The sequence below is a fragment of the Marinomonas fungiae genome (genome assembly GCF_001418205.1).
Lineage (GTDB): Bacteria > Pseudomonadota > Gammaproteobacteria > Pseudomonadales > Marinomonadaceae > Marinomonas > Marinomonas fungiae.
Window position 1 is genome coordinate 207,941 of sequence record NZ_LIQF01000002.1, and the last position, 21,152, is coordinate 229,092.

The 21,152-nt window shown below is 46.7% G+C and carries 18 protein-coding genes; 16 read left to right on the plus strand and 2 right to left on the minus strand.

The features are described 5' to 3' along the window. Nucleotides 1–4: 4 nt before the first annotated feature. Nucleotides 5–901 carry a Fe(3+) dicitrate ABC transporter substrate-binding protein gene (locus ASC49_RS03415; RefSeq protein ID WP_055461815.1) on the minus strand — a complete coding sequence of 299 codons (897 nt, stop codon included), beginning with the start codon at nt 899–901 and terminating at the stop codon, nt 5–7. Between the two features lie 316 nt (nt 902–1,217). Between ASC49_RS03415 and ASC49_RS03420 the strand changes: the two genes are divergently transcribed. Further along, nucleotides 1,218–2,126 carry a bile acid:sodium symporter family protein gene (locus ASC49_RS03420; protein ID WP_055461816.1) on the plus strand — a complete coding sequence of 303 codons (909 nt, stop codon included), beginning with the start codon at nt 1,218–1,220 and terminating at the stop codon, nt 2,124–2,126. Between the two features lie 125 nt (nt 2,127–2,251). After that, nucleotides 2,252–4,300, plus strand: coding sequence for a DNA helicase Rep (gene rep / locus ASC49_RS03425; protein ID WP_055461817.1), 2,049 nt, complete (start codon nt 2,252–2,254; stop codon nt 4,298–4,300). A gap of 68 nt (nt 4,301–4,368) precedes the next feature. Here rep and ASC49_RS03430 read toward each other — a convergent pair whose 3' ends face one another. Beyond that, nucleotides 4,369–4,818, minus strand: coding sequence for a c-type cytochrome (locus tag ASC49_RS03430; protein WP_245624624.1), 450 nt, complete (start codon nt 4,816–4,818; stop codon nt 4,369–4,371). A 519-nt stretch (nt 4,819–5,337) separates the two neighbouring features. On the opposite strand from ASC49_RS03430, the gene ASC49_RS03435 reads away from it, so the two are divergent. From ASC49_RS03435 to ASC49_RS03500, 14 genes are all read left to right on the plus strand, one after another. Then, nucleotides 5,338–6,195, plus strand: coding sequence for an alpha/beta hydrolase family protein (locus ASC49_RS03435; protein ID WP_211262008.1), 858 nt, complete (start codon nt 5,338–5,340; stop codon nt 6,193–6,195). Between the two features lie 171 nt (nt 6,196–6,366). Next, nucleotides 6,367–7,458, plus strand: coding sequence for a TRAP transporter substrate-binding protein (locus ASC49_RS03440; protein ID WP_055461819.1), 1,092 nt, complete (start codon nt 6,367–6,369; stop codon nt 7,456–7,458). 69 nt (nt 7,459–7,527) lie between these two features. Beyond that, nucleotides 7,528–8,067 (plus strand): TRAP transporter small permease subunit, encoded by a 540-nt coding sequence (locus ASC49_RS03445; RefSeq protein ID WP_055461820.1) that lies wholly within the window; start codon nt 7,528–7,530, stop codon nt 8,065–8,067. Nucleotides 8,068–8,086: 19 nt separating this feature from the next. Then, on the plus strand, nt 8,087–9,376 hold the full coding sequence (locus ASC49_RS03450) for a TRAP transporter large permease (RefSeq protein WP_055461821.1): 1,290 nt from the start codon (nt 8,087–8,089) through the stop codon (nt 9,374–9,376). A 147-nt stretch (nt 9,377–9,523) separates the two neighbouring features. Beyond that, entirely contained in the window at nt 9,524–10,903 is a 1,380-nt protein-coding gene (locus tag ASC49_RS03455; protein ID WP_055461822.1) for a cache domain-containing protein, read from the plus strand. Then, the gene (locus ASC49_RS03460; protein WP_055461823.1) at nt 10,890–11,537 is read left to right on the plus strand and encodes a response regulator transcription factor; all 648 of its coding nucleotides are present in this window, start codon (nt 10,890–10,892) and stop codon (nt 11,535–11,537) included. Before ASC49_RS03455 ends, ASC49_RS03460 begins: the two co-directional genes overlap by 14 nt. Nucleotides 11,538–11,930: 393 nt before the next feature. Beyond that, entirely contained in the window at nt 11,931–13,529 is a 1,599-nt protein-coding gene (locus ASC49_RS03465; protein ID WP_055461824.1) for an ABC transporter substrate-binding protein, read from the plus strand. Between the two features lie 115 nt (nt 13,530–13,644). Further along, nucleotides 13,645–14,655 (plus strand): ABC transporter permease subunit, encoded by a 1,011-nt coding sequence (locus tag ASC49_RS03470; RefSeq protein WP_055461825.1) that lies wholly within the window; start codon nt 13,645–13,647, stop codon nt 14,653–14,655. Between the two features lie 9 nt (nt 14,656–14,664). Beyond that, nucleotides 14,665–15,555 carry a dipeptide ABC transporter permease DppC gene (gene dppC / locus ASC49_RS03475; protein WP_055461826.1) on the plus strand — a complete coding sequence of 297 codons (891 nt, stop codon included), beginning with the start codon at nt 14,665–14,667 and terminating at the stop codon, nt 15,553–15,555. Nucleotides 15,556–15,563: 8 nt separating this feature from the next. Continuing rightward, nucleotides 15,564–16,532, plus strand: a complete 969-nt coding sequence (gene dppD / locus ASC49_RS03480; RefSeq protein WP_055461827.1) for a dipeptide ABC transporter ATP-binding protein — start codon at nt 15,564–15,566, stop codon at nt 16,530–16,532. Continuing rightward, on the plus strand, nt 16,529–17,530 hold the full coding sequence (locus tag ASC49_RS03485; RefSeq protein ID WP_055461828.1) for a peptide ABC transporter ATP-binding protein: 1,002 nt from the start codon (nt 16,529–16,531) through the stop codon (nt 17,528–17,530). The genes dppD and ASC49_RS03485 overlap by 4 nt, the downstream gene beginning before the upstream one ends. Before the next feature lie 174 nt (nt 17,531–17,704). Further along, nucleotides 17,705–19,231 carry an ABC transporter substrate-binding protein gene (locus ASC49_RS03490; protein WP_055461829.1) on the plus strand — a complete coding sequence of 509 codons (1,527 nt, stop codon included), beginning with the start codon at nt 17,705–17,707 and terminating at the stop codon, nt 19,229–19,231. Between the two features lie 4 nt (nt 19,232–19,235). Continuing rightward, entirely contained in the window at nt 19,236–20,216 is a 981-nt protein-coding gene (locus ASC49_RS03495; RefSeq protein ID WP_055461830.1) for an ABC transporter permease, read from the plus strand. Then, on the plus strand, nt 20,213–21,151 hold the full coding sequence (locus ASC49_RS03500) for an ABC transporter permease (RefSeq protein WP_055461831.1): 939 nt from the start codon (nt 20,213–20,215) through the stop codon (nt 21,149–21,151). Before ASC49_RS03495 ends, ASC49_RS03500 begins: the two co-directional genes overlap by 4 nt. The last annotated feature ends 1 nt before the right edge of the window (nt 21,152 follow it).

The following is a 21,152-nucleotide window of genomic DNA, read 5'->3' on the forward strand; positions in this document are numbered from 1 at the left end:
GGGCTTAAGGCTTTGCAAAAATACGAACTAGATCGGAAGCCATGTGCTCTGCCGCCATGATACCACGACAGCGTGACCATACATTCGGGTCAACTTGGAAGACATGGTGCTGGTTGACGGCTTGCAGTAGGTTCCAGAGTGGCTCGCTTTGCCATTGTTCAACAATGCTTGGATGAGCGTAGTTGCCCACGACAAAGTATTCAGGGTTGACGGCCAGTAATTGCTCTAGGCTGGTTTGGCGGTAGGCTGAATCATCACGACCAGAATCGGGTGTTTGCATGCCTAATGCCTGAATCACGCCACCCGCGTAAGAGTCGCTGGTATGTAGAAATAACGCATCGGCGCGTGCCACACCAAACTGCACCGTGGCATTGGTTGGCAACTTGGCTGCCATGTCACTCATAAACTGCTTATGCTGTGCTAGACGTTCTGTCATTTCTGAGGATTTACCCACCACTTTGGCAATAATCGTCGCTGCTTTTAGATTATCTTCGTAGGTTTCACGGCGGGAAGGCAGGATTAGCGTTGGTGCAATTTTCTGCAAATCGTCATAGACCGCTTCATGACGTGAAATATCGGCAATGATCAAATCCGGTTTGAGGGAAGCAATGACCTCAAGGCTAGGTTGAGAACGAGTGCCCACTGACTGCCAATCGCCAATGACTTCACGTACGGCAGGCAAGACTCTACTTTTGTCTTTATCATCGGCGATGCCAATTGGGGCAACGCCAACGGCTGCGAGTGCGTCAGCAAATGAGAACTCCAGCACGACTATTCGTTTAGGCTCGTAATCGAGAGTAAATGGCCCCTTGCTGTCTTGTACTGTGGCGGCTTGTAAGGAAACAGAGCATAAGCCAAAGCAGATCACTAAAGCCAAACGCTTGAAGACACATATAAGCATATCGAGATAATTCTTCGTTAAAGTAAATATGAATCATATGATAATGCTTCTTAAATTCACTTGGTAGTGGTTTTTATTATTGTTCGTCTTTACGGAGGTTTTGTAAGCATGGAAATACATAGCCATTAATAGAGAGTGCTTGCGCTAACCGTTATGGTTGACTGATGGTATTAAGGATTAATAAGGGAAGACATAGCGGAAACGCTGCTGAACGAATGTAACAGTCTGTAAACTAACGCTCCCTCGCAGGGCTGTGGTCAGTTCTTCTGAGTTAAAACGTCTGCGTGGTCTAATAATAACGATTGGGAGTCCCTTCATGGTCATTCAGCTTTTCCCGCTATGGGCACTTTTGTTGTCTGTACTAGCGTATTTACAACCAGCCATATTTCTTGATTTAAAAGGCTATATCCTGCCTTTGCTTATGGTCATTATGTTGGCTATGGGCTTAACACTTAGCCCACAAGACTTCAAAAAAGTGGGTAAAAACACCAAAGCAGTTGGTGTTGGTGTCTTGTTACAGTTTTTAGTTATGCCCATCACTGCGCTGATTATTGCTACTTTGTTTGGCTTTGATAGCGAGCTGACCGTGGGGATGTTGCTGGTGGGGAGTGTCGCTGGCGGTACGTCGTCTAACGTGATGTGCTACCTAGCCAAAGGTGATACGGCCTTGTCAATTTCTATGACTGCGATTTCCACCTTGTTAGGCGTAGTGTTAACGCCTTTGCTTGTGTCATGGATGATCGGTACGTCGGTGGATGTTCCGGTTAGCTCAATGTTGCTTAGCCTTGTGAAAATCGTATTAGTGCCTGTTGCGATTGGTGTGGTGCTTAATACCGTGGTGCATAGCTTTACCCGTAAATTGGAACCTTTGTTGCCGTATGTGTCTATGTTTGCCATTGTTCTAATCATTGCCATCGTGGTGGCTTTGAGTGCTGACAAGATTGCTTCGGTTGGCTTGCTCGTGGCGGCGGCCGTGGTATTACATAATGGTATTGGTCTAACGTTGGGGTATTGGGTAACCGCAATGCTTGGTTTTGATAAGAAAATTTGTCGTACCATCGCCTTTGAAGTCGGTCTACAGAATTCAGGGTTGGCGTCTGCGTTAGCGATTAAGTTCTTTACCCCTGCGGCGGCACTGCCAGGTTCTATTTTTAGTGTTTGGCACAATATTTCTGGTTCGCTATTAGCCAGTTTCTGGAGTAAGAAACCAGTTAAAGATCAATAAGCGATCACTGTACTGTTCCATTTACGGGCCGCAATAGCGGCCCGTTTTTGTTTGTATTGATGATCAACAGGCGTTCACAACTGGTGTAGAATACGCCTCTATTCTTGAACTACTGGTGGCCGCACATGAGTCAGTCTTTACCTTCTATTTCCCAGCGTATGCGCACGCTCAATGAGCGTCAGCTTGAAGCCGTGAAGCAAATTGATGGGCCGCTGCTGGTGCTTGCTGGGGCGGGCTCTGGTAAGACCAGTGTAATCACTACCAAGATTGCTTATTTGATTCAGACCTGTGGTTTCAAAGCCAACAATATTGTTGCCGTCACCTTTACCAACAAGGCCGCGCGCGAGATGAAAGAGCGTGTGGTCGGCATGCTGAGCAAAGAAGAAAGCCGTGGTTTGAGTATTTCCACCTTCCATACCCTAGGCCTAAATATCTTACGCAAAGAATTCCGCAAAGCCGGTTTAAAAGAAGGCTTTACCTTATTTGATGCGCAAGATGGCCTCGCGCTAGTCAAAGAGATCCTCGACAAAGAATTCAACGGTCAAATGGATGCGGCGGGCTTTTGTCAGCACACCATATCAAACTGGAAAAACGATCTGATTCCACCGCAAGAGGCCCTTACTCAAGCGGACACGGAAGAGCTACAGTTGGCGGCACAGGTCTATGGTCAGTACCAGCGCTATATTCGTGCTTACAATGCGGTGGACTTTGACGATCTGATTTTGCTGCCAGTGAGTTTGCTTATCTCGGATCAGACCTTACGTGAGAAGTGGCAAAACAAGGTACGTTATCTATTGGTCGACGAGTGTCAGGATACCAACGCCAGTCAATACGAATTAATTCGATTGCTGGCAGGCTTTCGCCGTTGCTTTACCCTAGTAGGGGACGATGATCAGTCCATCTATGCTTGGCGTGGTGCGCGTCCTGAAAACTTGGAGCGTCTGTCGGTTGATTACCCGAATTTAAAATTGGTCAAGCTGGAGCAAAACTACCGTTCCACGCGCACCATTCTAAAAGCGGCCAACACTCTGATTGCCAATAACCCGCACGTGTACGATAAAGCCTTGTGGTCGGACTTGGGCATTGGCGATCCGATTCGCGTAATGGTGACCCGTAACGAAGACGCGGAATCTGAGCGGGTGGCCGCAGAAATTCAGGCGCGTCATCTGCGTCATAATATTCCATATAAAGATTTTGCCATTCTGTATCGTGGTAACCATCAAGCGCGCTTGCTGGAAATCAAGTTGCAGGCCTATCGTATCCCTTACAAGATGAACGGCGGCTCGTCGTTCTTTTCTCGGGCCGAAATCAAAGACTTGATGGGCTATTTGCGCTTGTTAGTGAACCCCGCTGATGACAATGCTTTCTTGCGCGTCATTAATTTACCTCGTCGAGAGATTGGCCCCGCGACGCTTGAAAAAGTGGGCAACTTAGCTAATCAGCTGCACGTGAGTTTATTTGAAGCCGCGGGGGACAAGGCCTTAGATGAAACGGTTTCGGGCAAACCATTACAGCGTTTGCGTGAATTTGAGTCTTGGATTCAAAATCTACGTCAGCGTTTGCAAAAGGGCTCGCCGATTCCGGTGATTGAGCAGATGATCCACGATATGGATTACTTTGGTTGGCTGCAGGAACAAGCGAGTTCACCAAAAGCCGCAGAGCGTCGCATTGAAAACGTACGTTTCTTGATTGAATCGATTCAACGCATGATGGAAAGTGCTTGGGAGGATGATGCTGACGCAGGCCTAGATCATGCCATCTCCAAGTTGTTGCTGATTGACATGTTGGAACGCCAAGAGGAAGAAGAGGACGAGGACAAGGTGCAGTTGCTAACGCTTCATGCTTCTAAAGGTCTAGAGTACCCTCATGTTTTTCTCATCGGCTGTGAAGAAGAGCTTTTACCGCATCGTAATAGCATTGAAAACGATGATATTGAAGAAGAGCGTCGCTTGGCCTACGTGGGCATTACACGAGCCAAGCGCACTCTCTGTATCACCATGGCAGCTAAACGTCGCCAGTTCGGTGAAGAAATTGATTGTTTGCCCAGTCGCTTTATCGATGAGTTACCAGAAGAAGATCTCGTTTGGGAAGGGCGTAGCGATGAAAGCGATGCGCAAAAGAAAGAGCGCGGTAAAGCCTCTTTATCTGCCCTAAAAGCCATGCTGAATTCTTAAGTCGATATACTCTGAAGCAAAAAATGGAGACCTAGGTCTCCATTTTTACGTCTGTTTAAAGATGCGAATTACTTGCTGTTCTCAGTCATGTATTCGATCGCGCCTTTAATTTCATCATCACTACAAGTGGCACAAGTACCGCGTGGTGGCATGGCATTGATACCATTGATGGCATTACTCATTAGATTGTCGAACCCTTTGGCAACGCGTGGTGCCCAGTCGCCTGCGTTACCGAATTTTGGTGCACCAGCGACACCGATAGAGTGACAAGCCGTACAAAATTGATTGTACACCGCTTCTCCAGAACGTGGGCCGTCGTTTGCTGCCACCGCAGCAGCAGAAGAGACTTCACACTCTTGCCCAGCAATACAGACTTTACCAACCGGAGCGATACGAGCTGCGATCTCTTCCGGGCTTTGTCCAATAGCGCTAACTGATGAACTCATTACTGCAGCAAAACCTGCAATGCTGATTAGGGTAAACAGTTTGCGATGAATAGATTTGATCAGCGAGCTCACTATGTTTTTCCTCGATCCAAAGTTTGGCCAGTTAAATATTTGATTGGCGGAAGTATACCCAGAGGGAAATTCAGTCGAAACCAAATTAGCATGAAATTTGGACAAACACCGCTCTAGGTCAAAAAATGGATCATCTTAAAGACTAATTAAGCAAGCTGTGCCGGTAAAAGAGTCAGTAGCGGTACTGATATTATGTGAGAGCGCCATTTAAGAACAATGCGCACTGTAAAATTGCTACTCAGCTACAGCACTACTGATTACATTGCTCATATCAGTACTGATCGTAAGATCTAAATACGCCAAGTAGGGCTGGAAAATAAGTGTCTGAAAGAAACTAAAACAGGTTATTTTATGAGACAGATGTTCAAATTTAAGTTATTCAGAGTCTTACTTGTCTGCGTTTTAGCTCTGCTGTGTTGGACTGCATCTCGCTTTTTTGAATTTGGGGTCGAAGGAGTGGGAGCTCACAAGAGTATTTCTTTTCAACATGGTACGGACGTGTTGAGTGGAACATTGATCATGCCTTCCGGTGTCGCTTCACCGCCTTTTGTTATCTTAGTTCATGGCGATGGACCTCAGGATCGTTGGTCAAACGATGGCTATGTCCCTCTTGTTAGGTATCTAGTATCAAAAGGTATCGCTGTTTTTTCGTGGGATAAACCAGGGGTTGGTTTAAGTACTGGAAATTGGTTTGCTCAGACCATGCAAGATCGAGCTAATGAAAGTGCGGCGGCGATGCAAAGACTAAGGGCAGTGCCGGAATTAAAGCTCAGCGAGGGGGGATTTCTTGGCTTTTCTCAGGCGGGATGGGTTGTGCCTGAAGCAAGTCGATTAGTCAACGCAGACTTTGTTGCGCTTGTTGGGGCTGCTATTAATTGGCGCAACCAAAGTCTTTACTATACGGGGGAGCGGCTGACTTTGGCTGGAAGCTCTACGGAAGTCATTGCCAAAGCTCAAGCACAAGACGCATTAGAGTTTGATCAGCAGTTTAGTATAGAAATGGCCAAGCAACCTTGTGCTTCTGTGTGTGATAGATCCGATTTTGAACGTCGTAACTCACTATCCGATGCGCAGAAAAGCATCTCTCAGATGTTGTCACCGACATTGTTGTTGATGGGGGCACAGGATCGCAATGTAGACCACAATGAGTCGGTTGAAGTCTGGCGTAGAGAGTTTCCAAAAGATGTCGCCAGTTGTATCAAGCAGATACCTTATGCCACGCATGGTCTGCTACGTAGTGAGCTTTTTGATTATCAGCTAACTTCTCAATGGCCGACGTGGAAACAAATTGCGTTCGTTATATTAGGCCGTTATGCCTATTCGCCCAGTGCATTAGAAAGTATTGCTGTTTGGATCAAGGAGCAGTCCTGTTCATAAGAACTTTGCAGTTCATCCGTTTATCTACGTATTAATACGTAGTTTTGGGTGCGTAATAATACCCATCATTTTCGGTAATCTTACGAATAGAGTCATTGGCTATTTTTCCGCCATTATGGGGTGAGTGCTTAGGCATGTGCCATAAAAATAACCATAGGCAGGATAAAAATAATGACATTGCAAAAACTTTCTAAACTCGTTGCTGTGGCAACGCTAACTGTTTCTACCTTCGCCGCTTCTTACTCCGTTGCAGCTGATGGCAAAGTTTACCGTTTAAAAATGGCGGAAACTTGGAATGCTAACTTCCCAATCTTTGGTGATGCGCCTCGTGAAATGGCGCGTTTAGCGGAAGAAATGTCAGATGGCCGTCTGCAGATTACGATCGACTCCGCTAACAAGCACAAAGCGCCTTTTGGGGTGTTTGATATGGTGCGCTCGGGGCAATATGACTTAGGGCATTCAGCGTCTTACTACTGGAAAGGCAAAGTACCTAATACTCTCTATTTCACTACCATGCCATTTGGTATGACCACACCAGAGCAATATGGTTGGTTCTATTATGGTGGTGGTCAGGCGTTATCGGATAAGGTTTATAGTCCTTTTGGTTTACGTTCGTTCCCCGGCGGAAACACGGGTAATCAAATGGGCGGTTGGTTCCAAAAAGAAATTAACTCCGTGGACGATCTTCAAGGGTTGAAGATGCGCATTCCTGGCTTTGCAGGCGAAGTGCTAGCTAAGTTAGGTGCCAGCCCTACGAACATCCCTTCAGGCGAGTTATTTACCGCATTAGAGCGTCGCACCATTGATGCATTGGAATGGGTGGGGCCGTCACTAGATTTGCGTATGGGCTTTCATAAGATTGCGCCTTACTACTACACCGGCTGGCATGAGCCTGCGACAGAGCTGCAATTCCTAGTGAATGAGCGTTCTTTCAAACGTCTTCCTGCGGATCTACAAACCATCTTGCGCAGTGCGATGAAGCTATCTGCCTACGATATGTACATTCAGTCTTATCACGAAAGTGCTGAAAACTGGGCAACGATGAAGAAAGAGTTTCCAAATATCGAAGTTAAAACCTTCCCAGATGACGTTATGAAAGCCATGTACAAAGCCAACGAAGAATTGCTAGCTGAGAAAGCAGCGGCCGATCCTTTGGCGAAAGAGATCCTAGATTCTCAAGCTGAGTACATGGCAAAAGCCCGTGTCTGGACCAATATTTCTGACCGCGCTTACTTAGACAGCTTGGATAATTTAGCTGACTAATGCCATAGAGGGCAGGGCGATTGATTGCTCTGCCTTTTCTAAGACTTCGCTTACTCTGGGGCTTCCCTTATGTTTTTGGTTTCGCTTGAAAAGACGCTCGGACGTTACTCCCTCTGGTTAGGTAGATTATCTGCTCTGCTGTTGATTCTGTTGCTGTGTAACGTGTTTTATAACGTTTTGATGCGTTATGCCTTTAACCATGTATCGATTGGCATGCAGGAGCTTGAATGGCACTTGTATTCCGCCATTTTTCTATTAGGCATCCCTTTTGGTCTGCAAACGGGTGGCCATGTCCGTGTTGATTTGATCTATGAACGCCTTAGTGTGCGAGGTAAAGCATGGATTGACTTAGCCGGTTCTATCCTATTTTTGATTCCTTTTACGTTGCTGGTGGGCTGGTTTGGAGTGGACTTCGCTAAGGAAGCTTACCTGTTAGGTGAAACCAGTGGCGATCCCGGCGGTTTACCTGCTCGTTGGATTATCAAAGCGGTCATTCCTGTTGCGTTTTTCTCTATGACGATTGGCGGTATAGGCATGATCCTACGTTCAATCAATGCCATTCGTGGTGTTTCCAACGAAGGGTTCGATCACGAACCTATTCAGCACTAGCCGTTAAATAGGTGTTTCTATGATTGGTATTATTATGTTTTTCGTGGCACTGGTGATGCTGTTATTTGGCTTCCCAGTGGCATTCACCTTTGGCGGGGTGGCGCTGATTTTCGGTGTGTTTGCTGAAGGTTGGGATATGTTTGCCTTCATGCCGTTCCGTATTCAAAGCTATATGGAAAATACGGTGATGATGGCGGTGCCTTTGTTTATTTTTATGGGCATTGTGTTACAGAAAACGCGATTGGCTGAGCAGCTGCTGGAAGCCATGGGTAAGCTGTTTGGTAGTGTGCGTGGCGGTTTGGCGATCTCTACGATTTTGGTTGGCTCATTATTGGCGGCATCGACTGGGGTTGTGGGCGCCAGTGTTGTGGCCATGGGACTGATTTCGTTACCGGTTATGATGAAGTATCAATACAGTAAGTCCTTGGCCTGCGGCACCATCTGTGCGTCAGGTACTTTAGGGCAGATTATTCCGCCATCAATTATCTTGATCATTCTTGGTGATGTATTGGGGATTCCTGTCGGGGATTTGTTTCATGCGGCATTGGCTCCGGGATTTGTTTTAATTGCCTGTTACATCTTGTTTATTGTGGTGGTGACTTGGCTAAAACCGGGCATGGCACCTGCTATTCCCTACGATGAGTCCCTAGGTACTCGTTCTCAGCAAATTCGTGATGCTCTGAAAGCAATCGTGCCACCACTAGCGTTGGTTTTGATTGTGTTGGGCTCAATCTTCTCAGGCATTGCGACGCCAACTGAATCTTCAGCGCTCGGTGGTGTCGGTGCGGTTATTTTATCGCTGATTTATCGTCAATTTAGCTGGAAAATGCTGTTTGATAGTTCCCTTGAAACGGTCAAAGTGACGGCGATGGTGTTTGCTATTCTCATGGGGGCAACGGCTTTCTCGATGGCATTTAGCTATACGGGAGGAGATTACATTGTCGAAGAAGCTTTGCTGAATCTTCCTGGTGAGAAATGGGGCTTTATTATTCTGGCAATGATCGCGATTCTAGTCTTGGGCTTCTTTATCGACTTTGTTGAAATCGCTTTTATCATCGTACCTATCTTGGCGCCCGTAGCTGAAGCGCTAGGGATTAATATGGTGTGGTTTGCCATCTTGATTGCGATGAATCTTCAGACCTCGTTTTTAACACCCCCCTTTGGCTTTAGTCTGTTTTATTTAAAAGGTGTTGCGCCGCGATCCGTCAGAACGATGGATATATATCGAGGAGTGATTCCATTCATCTTGATTCAGATTGCCGTACTGATCAGCATTCTACTGATGCCCGGCTTATATGGCATGGACTAATGGCTAGTAGCTTTCGCTTAGATAAGGCGATAGATTGAATGGCGAAAGGGAGGTCTAACCTCCCTTTCGCTTCTTTCTATACCGGGCTATTCGCTTTTTTGTAAAGCCTTTAAAATCATCAGGAAACAACAATAATTAGGTCCTGTTATGACACTTAAAAGCAAGATCATTTTGTTGACAGTGATCCCTTTGCTTTTGGCAACGGCTATCATTACTTACTTGGGGATAACGCATGCTCAGTCGCTGACACAGCAGGAGCTGGCGTTATATGAGCAGCGTATGATAGAGACTCGAAAGCAATCATTGAAAGACAATGTTGCCATTGCGATGTCTGCCATCCGCCCCATTCTTGAAGATCCTTCTTTAACCACAGCACAAGCAAAGCTTCAGGTGCGACGTTTATTAACCGGCTTAAATTACAACGAAGATGGTTATTTCTTTGCCTATACTTTAGACGGAATCAATTTAGTTCATCCCACCCAACCAAACTTTGTCGGGCAAAACTTACTCGAGTTTCAGGATCGTGAGGGGGATTTTCTTATTAAGAATTTGATTGAGGCGGCGAAGTCCGGCGGTGGTTTTCACCGATATATTTGGGAAAAACCGCCTCAACTTATTCAGGAAGATAAACTGAGTTATGTTGTGCTGATTGAGCCGTGGGGATGGATGATGGGCACAGGAATATACCTTGACGACATTTATCGAGACCTCGATGCCGCTCAAACGTCGATGAATAAGAATATCTCTAATAGCCTTTTTACGGTGTTATTTATATTAGGTCTCACGGTGGCAACGGTTTTATTACTTGGTTTGTTCATTAATCTACGTGAACATCGATTAGCAGATGAGCGTTTGAAAAAACTAATAAAACGTTTTATTCGATTACAAATCAGTGAGCGGCGTAAATTCTCACGAGAGCTGCACGACGGCATCAATCAACTGCTGGTGTCGAGTAAGTTTCGAATCGAGCTGGTGGGTAATAAACTGCGCAAAGGCATCCATCAAGACACAATCCAGGCGGATCTTGAGCAGGCTGAACAGGTTATTGAGCAAACCATACGAGAGGTCAGACAGATTTCTCATCATCTCAGGCCAACATTGTTGGATGACTTAGGGTTGGAAGCGGCTTTGATTGGCTTGTTGGAGCAATTTTCCGAAAGAACTCAGGTGAGTGTAGAGCACCAATTTACGCTTAATTTAGATGCATTAGCGGAAGAGGTTGAGATTACGCTTTATCGATTATCTCAAGAGTGTTTAACGAATATAGAAAAGCACGCTAATGCTAAAAGTGTCGCCATTAAAATTTGGTTACAGAAAGATGCACTTCATTTCGAGTGCAAGGATGATGGCCGAGGATTTAACCCAGAAGAAAATGCCAGTGGTATCGGTGTGTTCAATATGCGTGAGCGTTTGGAGTTAATAGAAGGGGAGTTTTCTATAGACAGCGAAGCGGAGTTTGGCACGACGGTTAGGGCATTGGTGCCCAGAGAGATAGCTATGTCAGGAGCGCAAAGTGAGCCGACCTAATATCAAAGTGTTGTTGGTGGACGATCATGTTCTTGTTCTAGATGGCTTAGTAGCGCGTTTAGAACTTGAGTCTCATATCCAAATCATGGGCACAGCCCGTAATGGTGAAGAAGCATTACAACAGGCCCAACAATTGAAGCCTGATGTGGTATTGATGGATGTGTCAATGCCTGTATTGGGTGGAATTGATGCGGCGAAACGGTTTCGAGAAGAGCTTCCTGACATAAAAGTACTTATGTTGAGCATGCATCATGATCGCGAATATATCCTGTCACTGGTTCAATCCGGTGCAAGCGGATATGTACTGAAAGATGTGTCAATCAATGAGCTGATTATGGCAATTGAAACGGTGTATCAAGGCGGTACTTATTTTAGTGCTGGCGCATCGCAGTCGTTGTTTACTGTGCCGGATAAAAAGCCTGATGAGTTGTTAGGTACGGGGGACTGTTTAACTCGCCGTGAGCTGGATGTGTTGATTGCATTGACTTCAGGACGTACAAATAAAGAAGCGGCTAGTTTGTTGAACATCAGTGTACGCACTGTGGAAACTCACCGACAGAATTTAAAAAATAAATTAGACATTCATACATTGGCAGGTCTAACAAAATATGCCATTGAACAAGGCTTGATATAACTTGCATTGGGTGTGTCTTGAAAAAAAATTGGTATCTACAATAATTTAACTATCTGATTTAAATATATATTTTTTCATATCTAAGATCTCTATACGCAATGCGTATAGAGCATATCGTTATTTCGATTGGTCATTTAAACACCGTTCAGTACTCTTTAAATACGCTGTTTTTGCGCACTTCTTACCAAGTTCGCAAAAGCGTGTAGGGGGCCTCAAGGAAGAGGAAAAGCCGCCCCGTTCGAAAAGAGCGTTTGAGCGGGGCCGCTTTTAAACCGCATTGGCAGTCCTCCACCGTCCAGCATCACAAAAGAACGACACGTTCGGTGACCAGAAACACCGAATGTGTCTTGCTCAGAATGAGCGAACAATAATTATGCGAAATGGAGAGTTAAGATGAAAAAACGGTTAGCCGCTTTACCTCTTGCGTTGATGGCTGCGGGTGCGATTTCCACCTCTGCTCACGCTGCTTCAACACTGGTTTACTGCTCAGAAGGCAGCCCAGAAGGCTTTAACCCAGCGTTCTACACATCCGGTACCACGTTTGATGCCAGCTCGAAAAACATGTTCAACCGTCTGGTAGAATTCAAGCTTGGTACAACAGAAACTGAGCCAGGTCTTGCTGAAAGCTATGATGTGTCGGCGGATGGTCTTGAGTACACTTTCCATTTGCGCAAAGGCGTCAAATTCCACAGCACCAAGGACTTTAAACCAAGCCGTGACTTTAACGCAGACGATGTGATCTTTACCTTTGCTCGTCAATGGGACAAAGGGCATCCATACCACAGTGTATCGGGAGGTGCTTATGAGTACTTCAACGGTATGGGCATGCAAGACCTAATCAAAGACATCGTCAAAGTGGACGACTACACGGTTAAATTTGTTCTAAACCAGCCAGAAGCCCCATTTGTAGCCAACTTAGCCATGGACTTTGCGTCGATCTTCTCCGCAGAACAAGCGGATTACCTAATGAAGAAAGGCACGCCAGAGCAATTGGACATCAACCCAGTAGGTACGGGGCCATTCCAAAAGGTTCAATACCAAAAAGACTCTTTGATTCGCTACACAGCATTTGAGGATTACTGGAAGGGTAAAGCGAGCATTGATCGTCTAGTCTTCTCAATCACGCCTGATGCGTCGGTTCGTTATGCGAAACTGAAAGCGGGCGAATGTCATGTAATGCCGTACCCTAATCCTGCTGACCTTGAGCAAATGCAAGCGGATAGTGATATCAACTTGATGAGTCAAGAAGGTCTAAACGTGGGTTACTTGGCGTTTAACACGCAAAAAGCACCGTTCACGGACACTAAAGTTCGTCAGGCACTAAGCTACGCGACCAACAAAAACGCCATCATTGATGCGGTATTCCAAGGCGCGGGTAAAGTAGCTAAGAACCCAATCCCACCAACTATGTGGTCTTACAATAACGATGTGAAGGATTACTCGTACGATCCAGTCAAAGCCAAAGCGCTGCTAAAAGAAGCGGGCTACGAGAACGGCTTTAAAACCAATATCTGGGCCATGCCAGTACAGCGTCCTTACAACCCGAATGCCCGTCGTATGGCGGAAATCATCCAAGAAGATTGGAAAAAAGTGGGTGTTGACGCTGAGATCGTTTCCTACGAATGGGGTGAATACCTAAACCGTTCGAAAAAAGGCGAGCACGATACCGTATTGCTAGGTTGGACCGGTGATAACGGTGACCCAGATAACTTTATGTATGTACTGCTGGGCTGTGATGGTGTTGGTGGTTCGAACCGTGCGCAGTGGTGTAACGAAGAGTTTGACGGTCTTCTAAAAGGGGCGAAGCAAACCTCTGATAAGGCTGAACGTACTAAGTTGTACGAACAAGCTCAGCAAGTATTTAAACGTGAAGCACCTTGGGTGACAGTGGCTCACTCAGTTGTTTACGAGCCAATTCGTAAGGAAGTGAAAGGCTACAAAATTGACCCACTTGGCGGTCACTACTTCTATAACGTAAGTCTAGAGAAGTAGTCCAAGCGCTTTGCGCTCAAAACGGGGCTTAGTCAGCGTGGAAGCAGACAAGTCCTGTTGATCGAGCAGGCTCACAAGGCCTGCTTCGTTCAACTCAATAAGAGAGCCACTCCGTATGTTTCAATTTATTTTTCGACGATTAAGTCTCGTGATTCCAACCTTCATCGGGATCACCCTGCTGACGTTTACTCTGATTCGTTTGATCCCAGGTGACCCGATTGAGGTGATGGCTGGTGAACGCGGCGTCAGTGCAGAACGCCATGCCGAACTCAGCGCACAACTAGGCTTTGACCAACCGCTGTATGTGCAATATTTCCATTACGTCACAGGTGTTTTACAAGGCGACCTAGGCAATTCCTTGGTTACCAAAGAGCCTGTGCTCAGTGAATTTCTCACCCTGTTTCCCGCGACCATTGAGCTGGCCTTTTGTGCTGCTATCTTCGCCATTTTTGTGGGACTTCCAGCCGGTATGATTGCGGCCGTGAAGCGTGGCACCTTATTTGATCATTCAGTAATGACTTTCTCGTTGACTGGTTATTCTATGCCGATCTTCTGGTGGGCACTGTTATTGATGCTGATTTTCTCCGTAACGCTCGGTTGGACACCCGTATCAGGGCGCATCGATGTAGTCTATTGGATTGATGATGTGACAGGCTTTATGCTGGTTGACTCTATCCTTTCAGGAGAAGACGGCGCTTTTTCTTCTGCCGTTGCGCATCTTATTTTGCCAAGTATTGTCCTTGGCACCATCCCGATGGCGGTGATCGCTCGTATGACGCGCTCCTCTATGTTGGAAGTGTTAAGCGAAGATTACATCCGTACCGCCCGCGCCAAAGGCATCGCCCCGTGGCGTGTGATTATTATCCATGCTTTACGAAACGCACTTATTCCAGTCATTACAGTCATTGGTTTGCAGGTGGGTATTTTGCTTTCCGGCGCGATTCTAACGGAAACCGTGTTTGCTTGGCCGGGTATTGGTAAGTGGTTGATTGAATCCATCAGCCGCCGTGACTATCCGGTCGTACAGGGCGGTATCTTAATCGTTGCCACCATCATCATTGTGGTGAACCTCATGGTTGATATTACCTACGGTATTGTTAACCCACGCATTCGACACAGCCGTTAAGGAGGCGCTATGACTATTGCAACGTTACAAGCACCAGCACCGCGTACTCCGTTACAAGAGTTCTGGTATTACTTTAAAGGTAATAAGGGCGCGGTCAGCGGTCTAGTGTTTATCATTGTGATCTGTTTGATGGCGCTGTTTGCCGATGTGGTGGCGCCGCATTCGCCATCGGATCAAGCGCGCGACGCTTTATTGCTGCCGCCTGCTTGGATGGAAGGCGGAAATTGGGCCTATGTCCTCGGGACGGACGATGTCGGTCGTGACATCTTGTCGCGTATTATCCACGGCGCACGTTTGTCGCTGTCCGTTGGCTTAGTGGCGGTCACGGCCTCATTGTTTATGGGCATTTTGTTAGGTCTTGTGGCGGGCTACTGCAAGGGCGTGGTGGATACCATCATTATGCGTATCGTTGACATCATGCTGGCCATGCCGAGTCTATTGCTAGCGATTGCCATCGTGGCGGTATTAGGTCCGAGCATTGTTAACGCAGCCTTAGCGATTTCGATTGTTTCATTACCGCATTACGTGCGTTTGACCCGTGCGGCGACCATGGCGGAAATGTCCCGTGACTATGTGACGTCTTCCCGAGTGATTGGTGCGAGCCCACTACGTTTGATGTTTATCTGCATTCTACCGAACTGTGTCGCGCCTTTGATTGTACAAGCCACGCTTGGCTTCTCTAGTGCCATTTTAGACATGGCCGCATTGGGCTTCCTTGGTCTAGGTGCTCAGCCCCCAACCCCAGAATGGGGCAGTATGTTGGCGGATGCGTTGCAGTTCGTGCAGCGTGCGTGGTGGGTGGTGACCTTCCCAGGCCTGATGATTCTGTTGACCGTATTGGCATTTAATCTAATGGGTGACGGCCTTCGTGATGCCTTAGATCCGAAGTTGAAGCAGTAGGAGCACTTATGTCTTTACTTAAGTTAGAAAATTTATCCGTCACCTTTGGTAATTTCCGTGCGGTCGACCAGATCAGCTACAGTGTGAACGAAGGGGAAGTGCTGGGTATTGTCGGAGAATCCGGCTCTGGTAAAAGTGTGAGCTCTTTGTCTTTAATGGGCTTAATTGATTATCCGGGAAAAGTCAGTGCTGATCAGCTGACCTTTATGGACCAGGATTTGCTATCCATGCCCGAGGCGCAGCGCCGAAAGATTACGGGCTCAGATATTGCCATGATTTTCCAAGATCCGATGACCAGTTTAAACCCATGTTTTACCGTCGGTTATCAGATCATTGAAGCACTGAAAACACATCAAGGCGGCACCAAGAAAGAGCTGAAACATCGCGCTATTGAGTTATTGACGCTAGTGGGGATTCCAGCCCCAGAGAGTCGTTTAAGTGCCTATCCGCATCAGTTGTCTGGTGGTATGAGCCAGCGGGTGATGATCGCCATCGCCATTGCTTGTAATCCTAAACTTTTGATTGCCGACGAACCGACGACGGCGCTCGACGTGACCATTCAAGCGCAGATCATTGATCTATTGATTGATCTACAAAAAGAGAAGCAAATGGGGTTGGTGCTGATTACCCACGACTTGGCATTGGTGGCCGAGGTGGCGCATCGAGTGATCGTGATGTACGCAGGGCAGATCGTTGAAAGTGGCCCTGCGAGCGAAGTGTTCAGCGCACCTAAGCATCCTTATACGCAAGCTTTGCTCGCTTCATTACCTGAGTCTGCGGCCGGGAGGGCTCGTTTACAAGCACTACCAGGCGTAGTGCCTGGGCAATACGATCGACCGAAAGGCTGTTTGTTGAGTCCGCGTTGTCCATACGTTACGGATCATTGCCGCAATGTGGAACCTACCAGTCAAGGTTCGTTAGAGCGCCAAGTAAAATGTCATACACCACTGAATACTCAGGGGAGACCCGCCGCATGAGCCAAGAACTCGTTTTAAATGCCCATAATTTGAAGCAGCACTATCAAGTGAAGCAAGGCCTATTCAAACCCGATGCGACAGTGAAAGCGGTGGATGGTGTGAGCTTCACTCTTGAGAAAGGCAAAACCCTAGCGGTAGTGGGGGAGTCAGGCTGTGGTAAATCGACTTTGGGGCGTATGCTCACCATGATCGAAACGCCGACCGATGGTCAGTTAAATTTTCGTGGAGAAGACTTGCTGACTCTGTCTAAAGAGCAGCAAAAAGAGCTGCGTCAGAAAATTCAGATCATTTTCCAAAACCCTTATGGTTCTTTAAATCCGCGTAAGAAGATCGGCGCGATTTTAGAAGAACCCTTGGTAATCAATACTAAGCTGAGTAAAGCCGAGCGCAAAGCTAAGGCGCTGGAAATGATGGCCAAAGTGGGTCTAAAACCTGAGCACTATGATCGCTATCCACATATGTTCTCCGGTGGTCAGCGTCAGCGTATCGCCATTGCTCGTGGTTTGATGCTTGATCCAGAAGTGATCGTAGCGGATGAGCCCGTCTCGGCCTTGGACGTGTCGGTGCAAGCGCAAGTATTGAACTTGATGATGGACCTACAGCAAGAATTTGGTCTGAGTTATGTGTTTATTTCCCATGATCTGTCTGTGGTGGAGCATATCGCCGACGAAGTGATGGTGATGTACCTCGGTAAAGTGGTTGAACATGGTACTTGTGAGGAAGTGTTTACTAACCCAAAACATCCTTATACTCAGGCATTGCTATCAAGTACGCCGCAATTATCGAGGGATAAGCGTCGACAACGCATTAAGCTTAAAGGGGAGTTACCATCACCGCTTAATCCGCCCAGTGGCTGTGCTTTCCATGGTCGGTGTCAATATGCCAATGACCGCTGTCGTAGCGAAACACCTGTATTACGCAGTACGAATAATGGCCATCTGATTGCCTGCCATGCTGTGGAGGAGAGCCGTTTAGACAGTTTAGCAGGGGCCGCTTGACGGTTTTAGGTTAGGGGGAGACTTACTTCCTTTCATTCTTTACTAGTCGAAGTGCCGATGGTTTTCTATACTGTTTTTCATAACCAAATGGTCAAAAAAATACTCTTATAATAAAGAAAACGTCCAAGCCTCTCATTTGTAGAGGCTTGTTGCGCTCTTGCAAAAGGAATCTACATGTTACGTCGTCTTCTTCTACTTTGGTGGATAGGTTGTCTGGCGAGTGTTTGTTATGGGGCGGATTTACGCATTGCCGTTGATGCCGATCCCATTTCACTAGATCCCCATGAACAGCTGTCTGAGGCGGGTATTCAATATTCCCATGCGGTGTTTGATCCGCTTGTGCGTTGGCGCCAAGATGGAACCTTTGAACCCCGTTTAGCTTCCTCATGGGAAAGACTAGATCAACGAACCCTTCGTTTGCACCTGCGTGATGATGTGACATTTCATTCTGGTAATAGAATGGATGCAGACGATGTTTTATTCACAATGGATCGTCTGAAACTCTCGACCGACTTCAAAGGGCTCTTTAATGTCGTGCAAAATGTGGACAAGATCGACGATTATACCGTCGATATCCACACAACAGACCTTTATCCTTTGCTCTTGAACAGTTTGGCCTATGTATTTGTCATTGATAAAGCTTTCTATCAAGGGCGTGCTGAGATCATCAAGTTTGGTCAAACTTTCGCGGCAAAAAATGTTTCTGGCTCTGGTCCGTTCCAAGTTAAACAGCGCATTGCAGGACAGAAGCTTGTTTTAGAGCGCAATCCCCACTATTGGGATAAGTCTTCCAGAGGTAATCTTAAACAGTTAGAGCTGATTACCATTCGCTCCGACTCCACCCGATTAGCGGCGTTGCTGACAGGGGATGTGGATGTCATTTCTCCTGTGGCACCGATTGATATTGCTCGGGTGCAGAGTACACCTGATATTAACTTTTTGGCTTTAACGGGCACGCGTATTGTTATGCTGCAATTAAACCAAGCTCGTCGCGTTGAGTTTCAAGACATACGTGTGCGTAAAGCAATGAACTTGGCGATTAATCAAGCTTTGATCGTTGAGAAAATTTTGCGTGGATACGGTGAGGCCGCCGGCCAGTTAAGTGCTGACGCATTTGCTGGTCATCTGAGTACACTGTTGCCAGAGTCTGATTTGGCCAAGGCAAAGCAGCTGATGGCAGAAGCGGGCTATGAGCAAGGTTTTCGCATTTCCATGATGGCGCCCAATAACCGCTATATGAGTGACGAGCGTGTCGCACAGGCCGCCGCCGCTATGCTTGAGAAAATTAATATTCGAGTGGATTTAAAAACCTTCCCCAAAGCTCAGTATTTTCAATTGTTTGATCAACGTGCTGCGGATGTCATGATGCTCGGCTGGCAGTCTGATACCTTTGATTCCAATAACATTTTTGAGTTTATCCTAGCCTGCCGTGATCAACAGAGTGGCTTAGGCGCGTACAACTCTGGTGGTTTTTGCGATGCTCTGATTGATCAGGGCATCACGCTGGCGAATAATGAAATGAAGCCTGAGCAGCGGGAGCGAATTTTACAAGGCATCGAAGCCCATGTGGCAGCGCAAGCGCTGGTAATACCGCTCTACTGGCAACCAATTATTTGGGCTGCTAAAGCGCATGTGAATTTAGCTAGCGTGGTAAACTTTTTAAATTTCCCCTATTGGGGGGATTTAGAAGTTAGGGAATAACAGCATGTTAAGATTTATTGGGCGGCGGCTATTGCAGGCTATGTTTGTATTACTGATCATAAGCGTTATCAGCTTTATGATTCAGGACAAACTAGGAGATCCTGTACAGCAAATGGTGGGGCAGTCTGTGCCTCAACAAGATCGCCTCGCTTTGCAGCAAGACTTAGGTTTGAATGATCCTTTGCTGGTTCAATATGGGCGTTTTCTTGGCCGTGCCTTACAGGGAGATTTGGGGACGTCTTATTACTATAAAGAAGCGACCTTGGACATCATTCTTAGCCGTTTGCCCGCTACCTTAGAGTTGTCTTTCAGTGCCTTAGTGTTGGTGATTTTATTGGCTACGCCACTTGGCGTCGTCGCAGCCATTCATCCCAAAAGCCTGCTTTCACGGGCCATTCTGATTTTCAGTACGTTAGGGTTATCTGTCCCCATTTTTATAGTCGCAGTATTTCTAATGTACTTCTTTGCCATTGAATGGCGTTTATTACCGAGCTTTGGGCGTGGTGAAACTACTTGGGTTATGGGGCTTTGGCAATCCGGGTTGTTTAACAAAGATGGCTTATTGCACTTGCTGTTACCAAGCTTCTCGCTGGCGTTTGTGTTGACGCCTATGTTTATTCGTTTGATTCGAGCGGAGATGATTGATGCTTTGCAAAGTGAATACATCCGCTACGCTTGGTCAAAAGGGATCTCGGCGTCACGTATTTATTTTGTGCACGCTTTAAAAAATACCATGTTACCCGTGATTACCGTCGCAGGGATTCAAGTCGGTACTTTGGTGGCTTATACCATCCTGACGGAAAGTATTTTTCAATGGCCCGGGATGGGACTGCTGTTTATGGAAGCCGTGACACGTGTCGATGTGCCTTTAATTTCTGCTTATTTAATGGTGGTTGGTGTGATTTTTGTGGTCACCAATACGGTGGTAGATTTGGTCTATAGCTTAGTGAATCCGAGAGTGCGCTTGCCGGGGTATGGTTCATGAATATTTGGCATCGCCCACAGGGGGTTGCGGAGCATACGACGCGGGTGCGACATGTGCTCTCAGCCATGCGTGGTGATAAGTTGGCCTTGTTTGCATTGTGTATTTTTGCACTTTACTGCTTGGTGGCGCTGTTAGCGCCTCTTTTAGCCCCATACGATGTCAACAGCGTTGATTTTATGGACTTGGAAAATGCTGAGTTGGCGCCCTATTGGCAAACAGGTGATGGGCGTTTTCTCTTGGGCACGGATACCCAAGGCCGGGATCTGTTATCAGTGATCCTTTATGGTACGCGCTTGTCGCTCACAATTGGCGTCTGCGCTGTCTTGATCCAATTACTGATGGGCGGCACGATCGGTTTGCTATCAGGTTATATTGGCGGCCGATTAGACGCTTTTTTAATGCGTGCGGCTGATATTCAATTGTCCTTTTCCACCATGATGGTCGCCATTGTGGTATTGGCGGTGTTTCAAACCTTGTTTGGCAATGCGGTCTATCAGCAGCTTGCCATGCTGATGTTGATTCTAGTGCTTGGCATTGCTGAGTGGCCGATTTTTGCACGCATTATTCGTGCTTGTGTGTTTGCTGAAAAAGACAAAGAGTATGTCGATGCTGCACGAGTACTGGGTGTTAGTAAGGTTCGCATTATGCTGCGACATATTTTACCGAATACGGTCTCTCCGATACTCGTTATTCTCACTATTCAAATCGCTAATGCAATTGTTGCTGAGGCCGCCTTGTCTTTTCTTGGGCTAGGAATGCCACCAGCGCAACCGTCCCTCGGTGCTTTGATTTCGTCCGGCTTTAACTACTTATTTTCTGGGGCTTGGTGGATCAGTGTGTTTCCCAGTATGACCTTGATTCTATTGATCTTTGTGATGAATCTGCTGGGCGATTGGTTGCGCGATCATTTAAATCCTCAAGCGGCGGGAGGCTAAT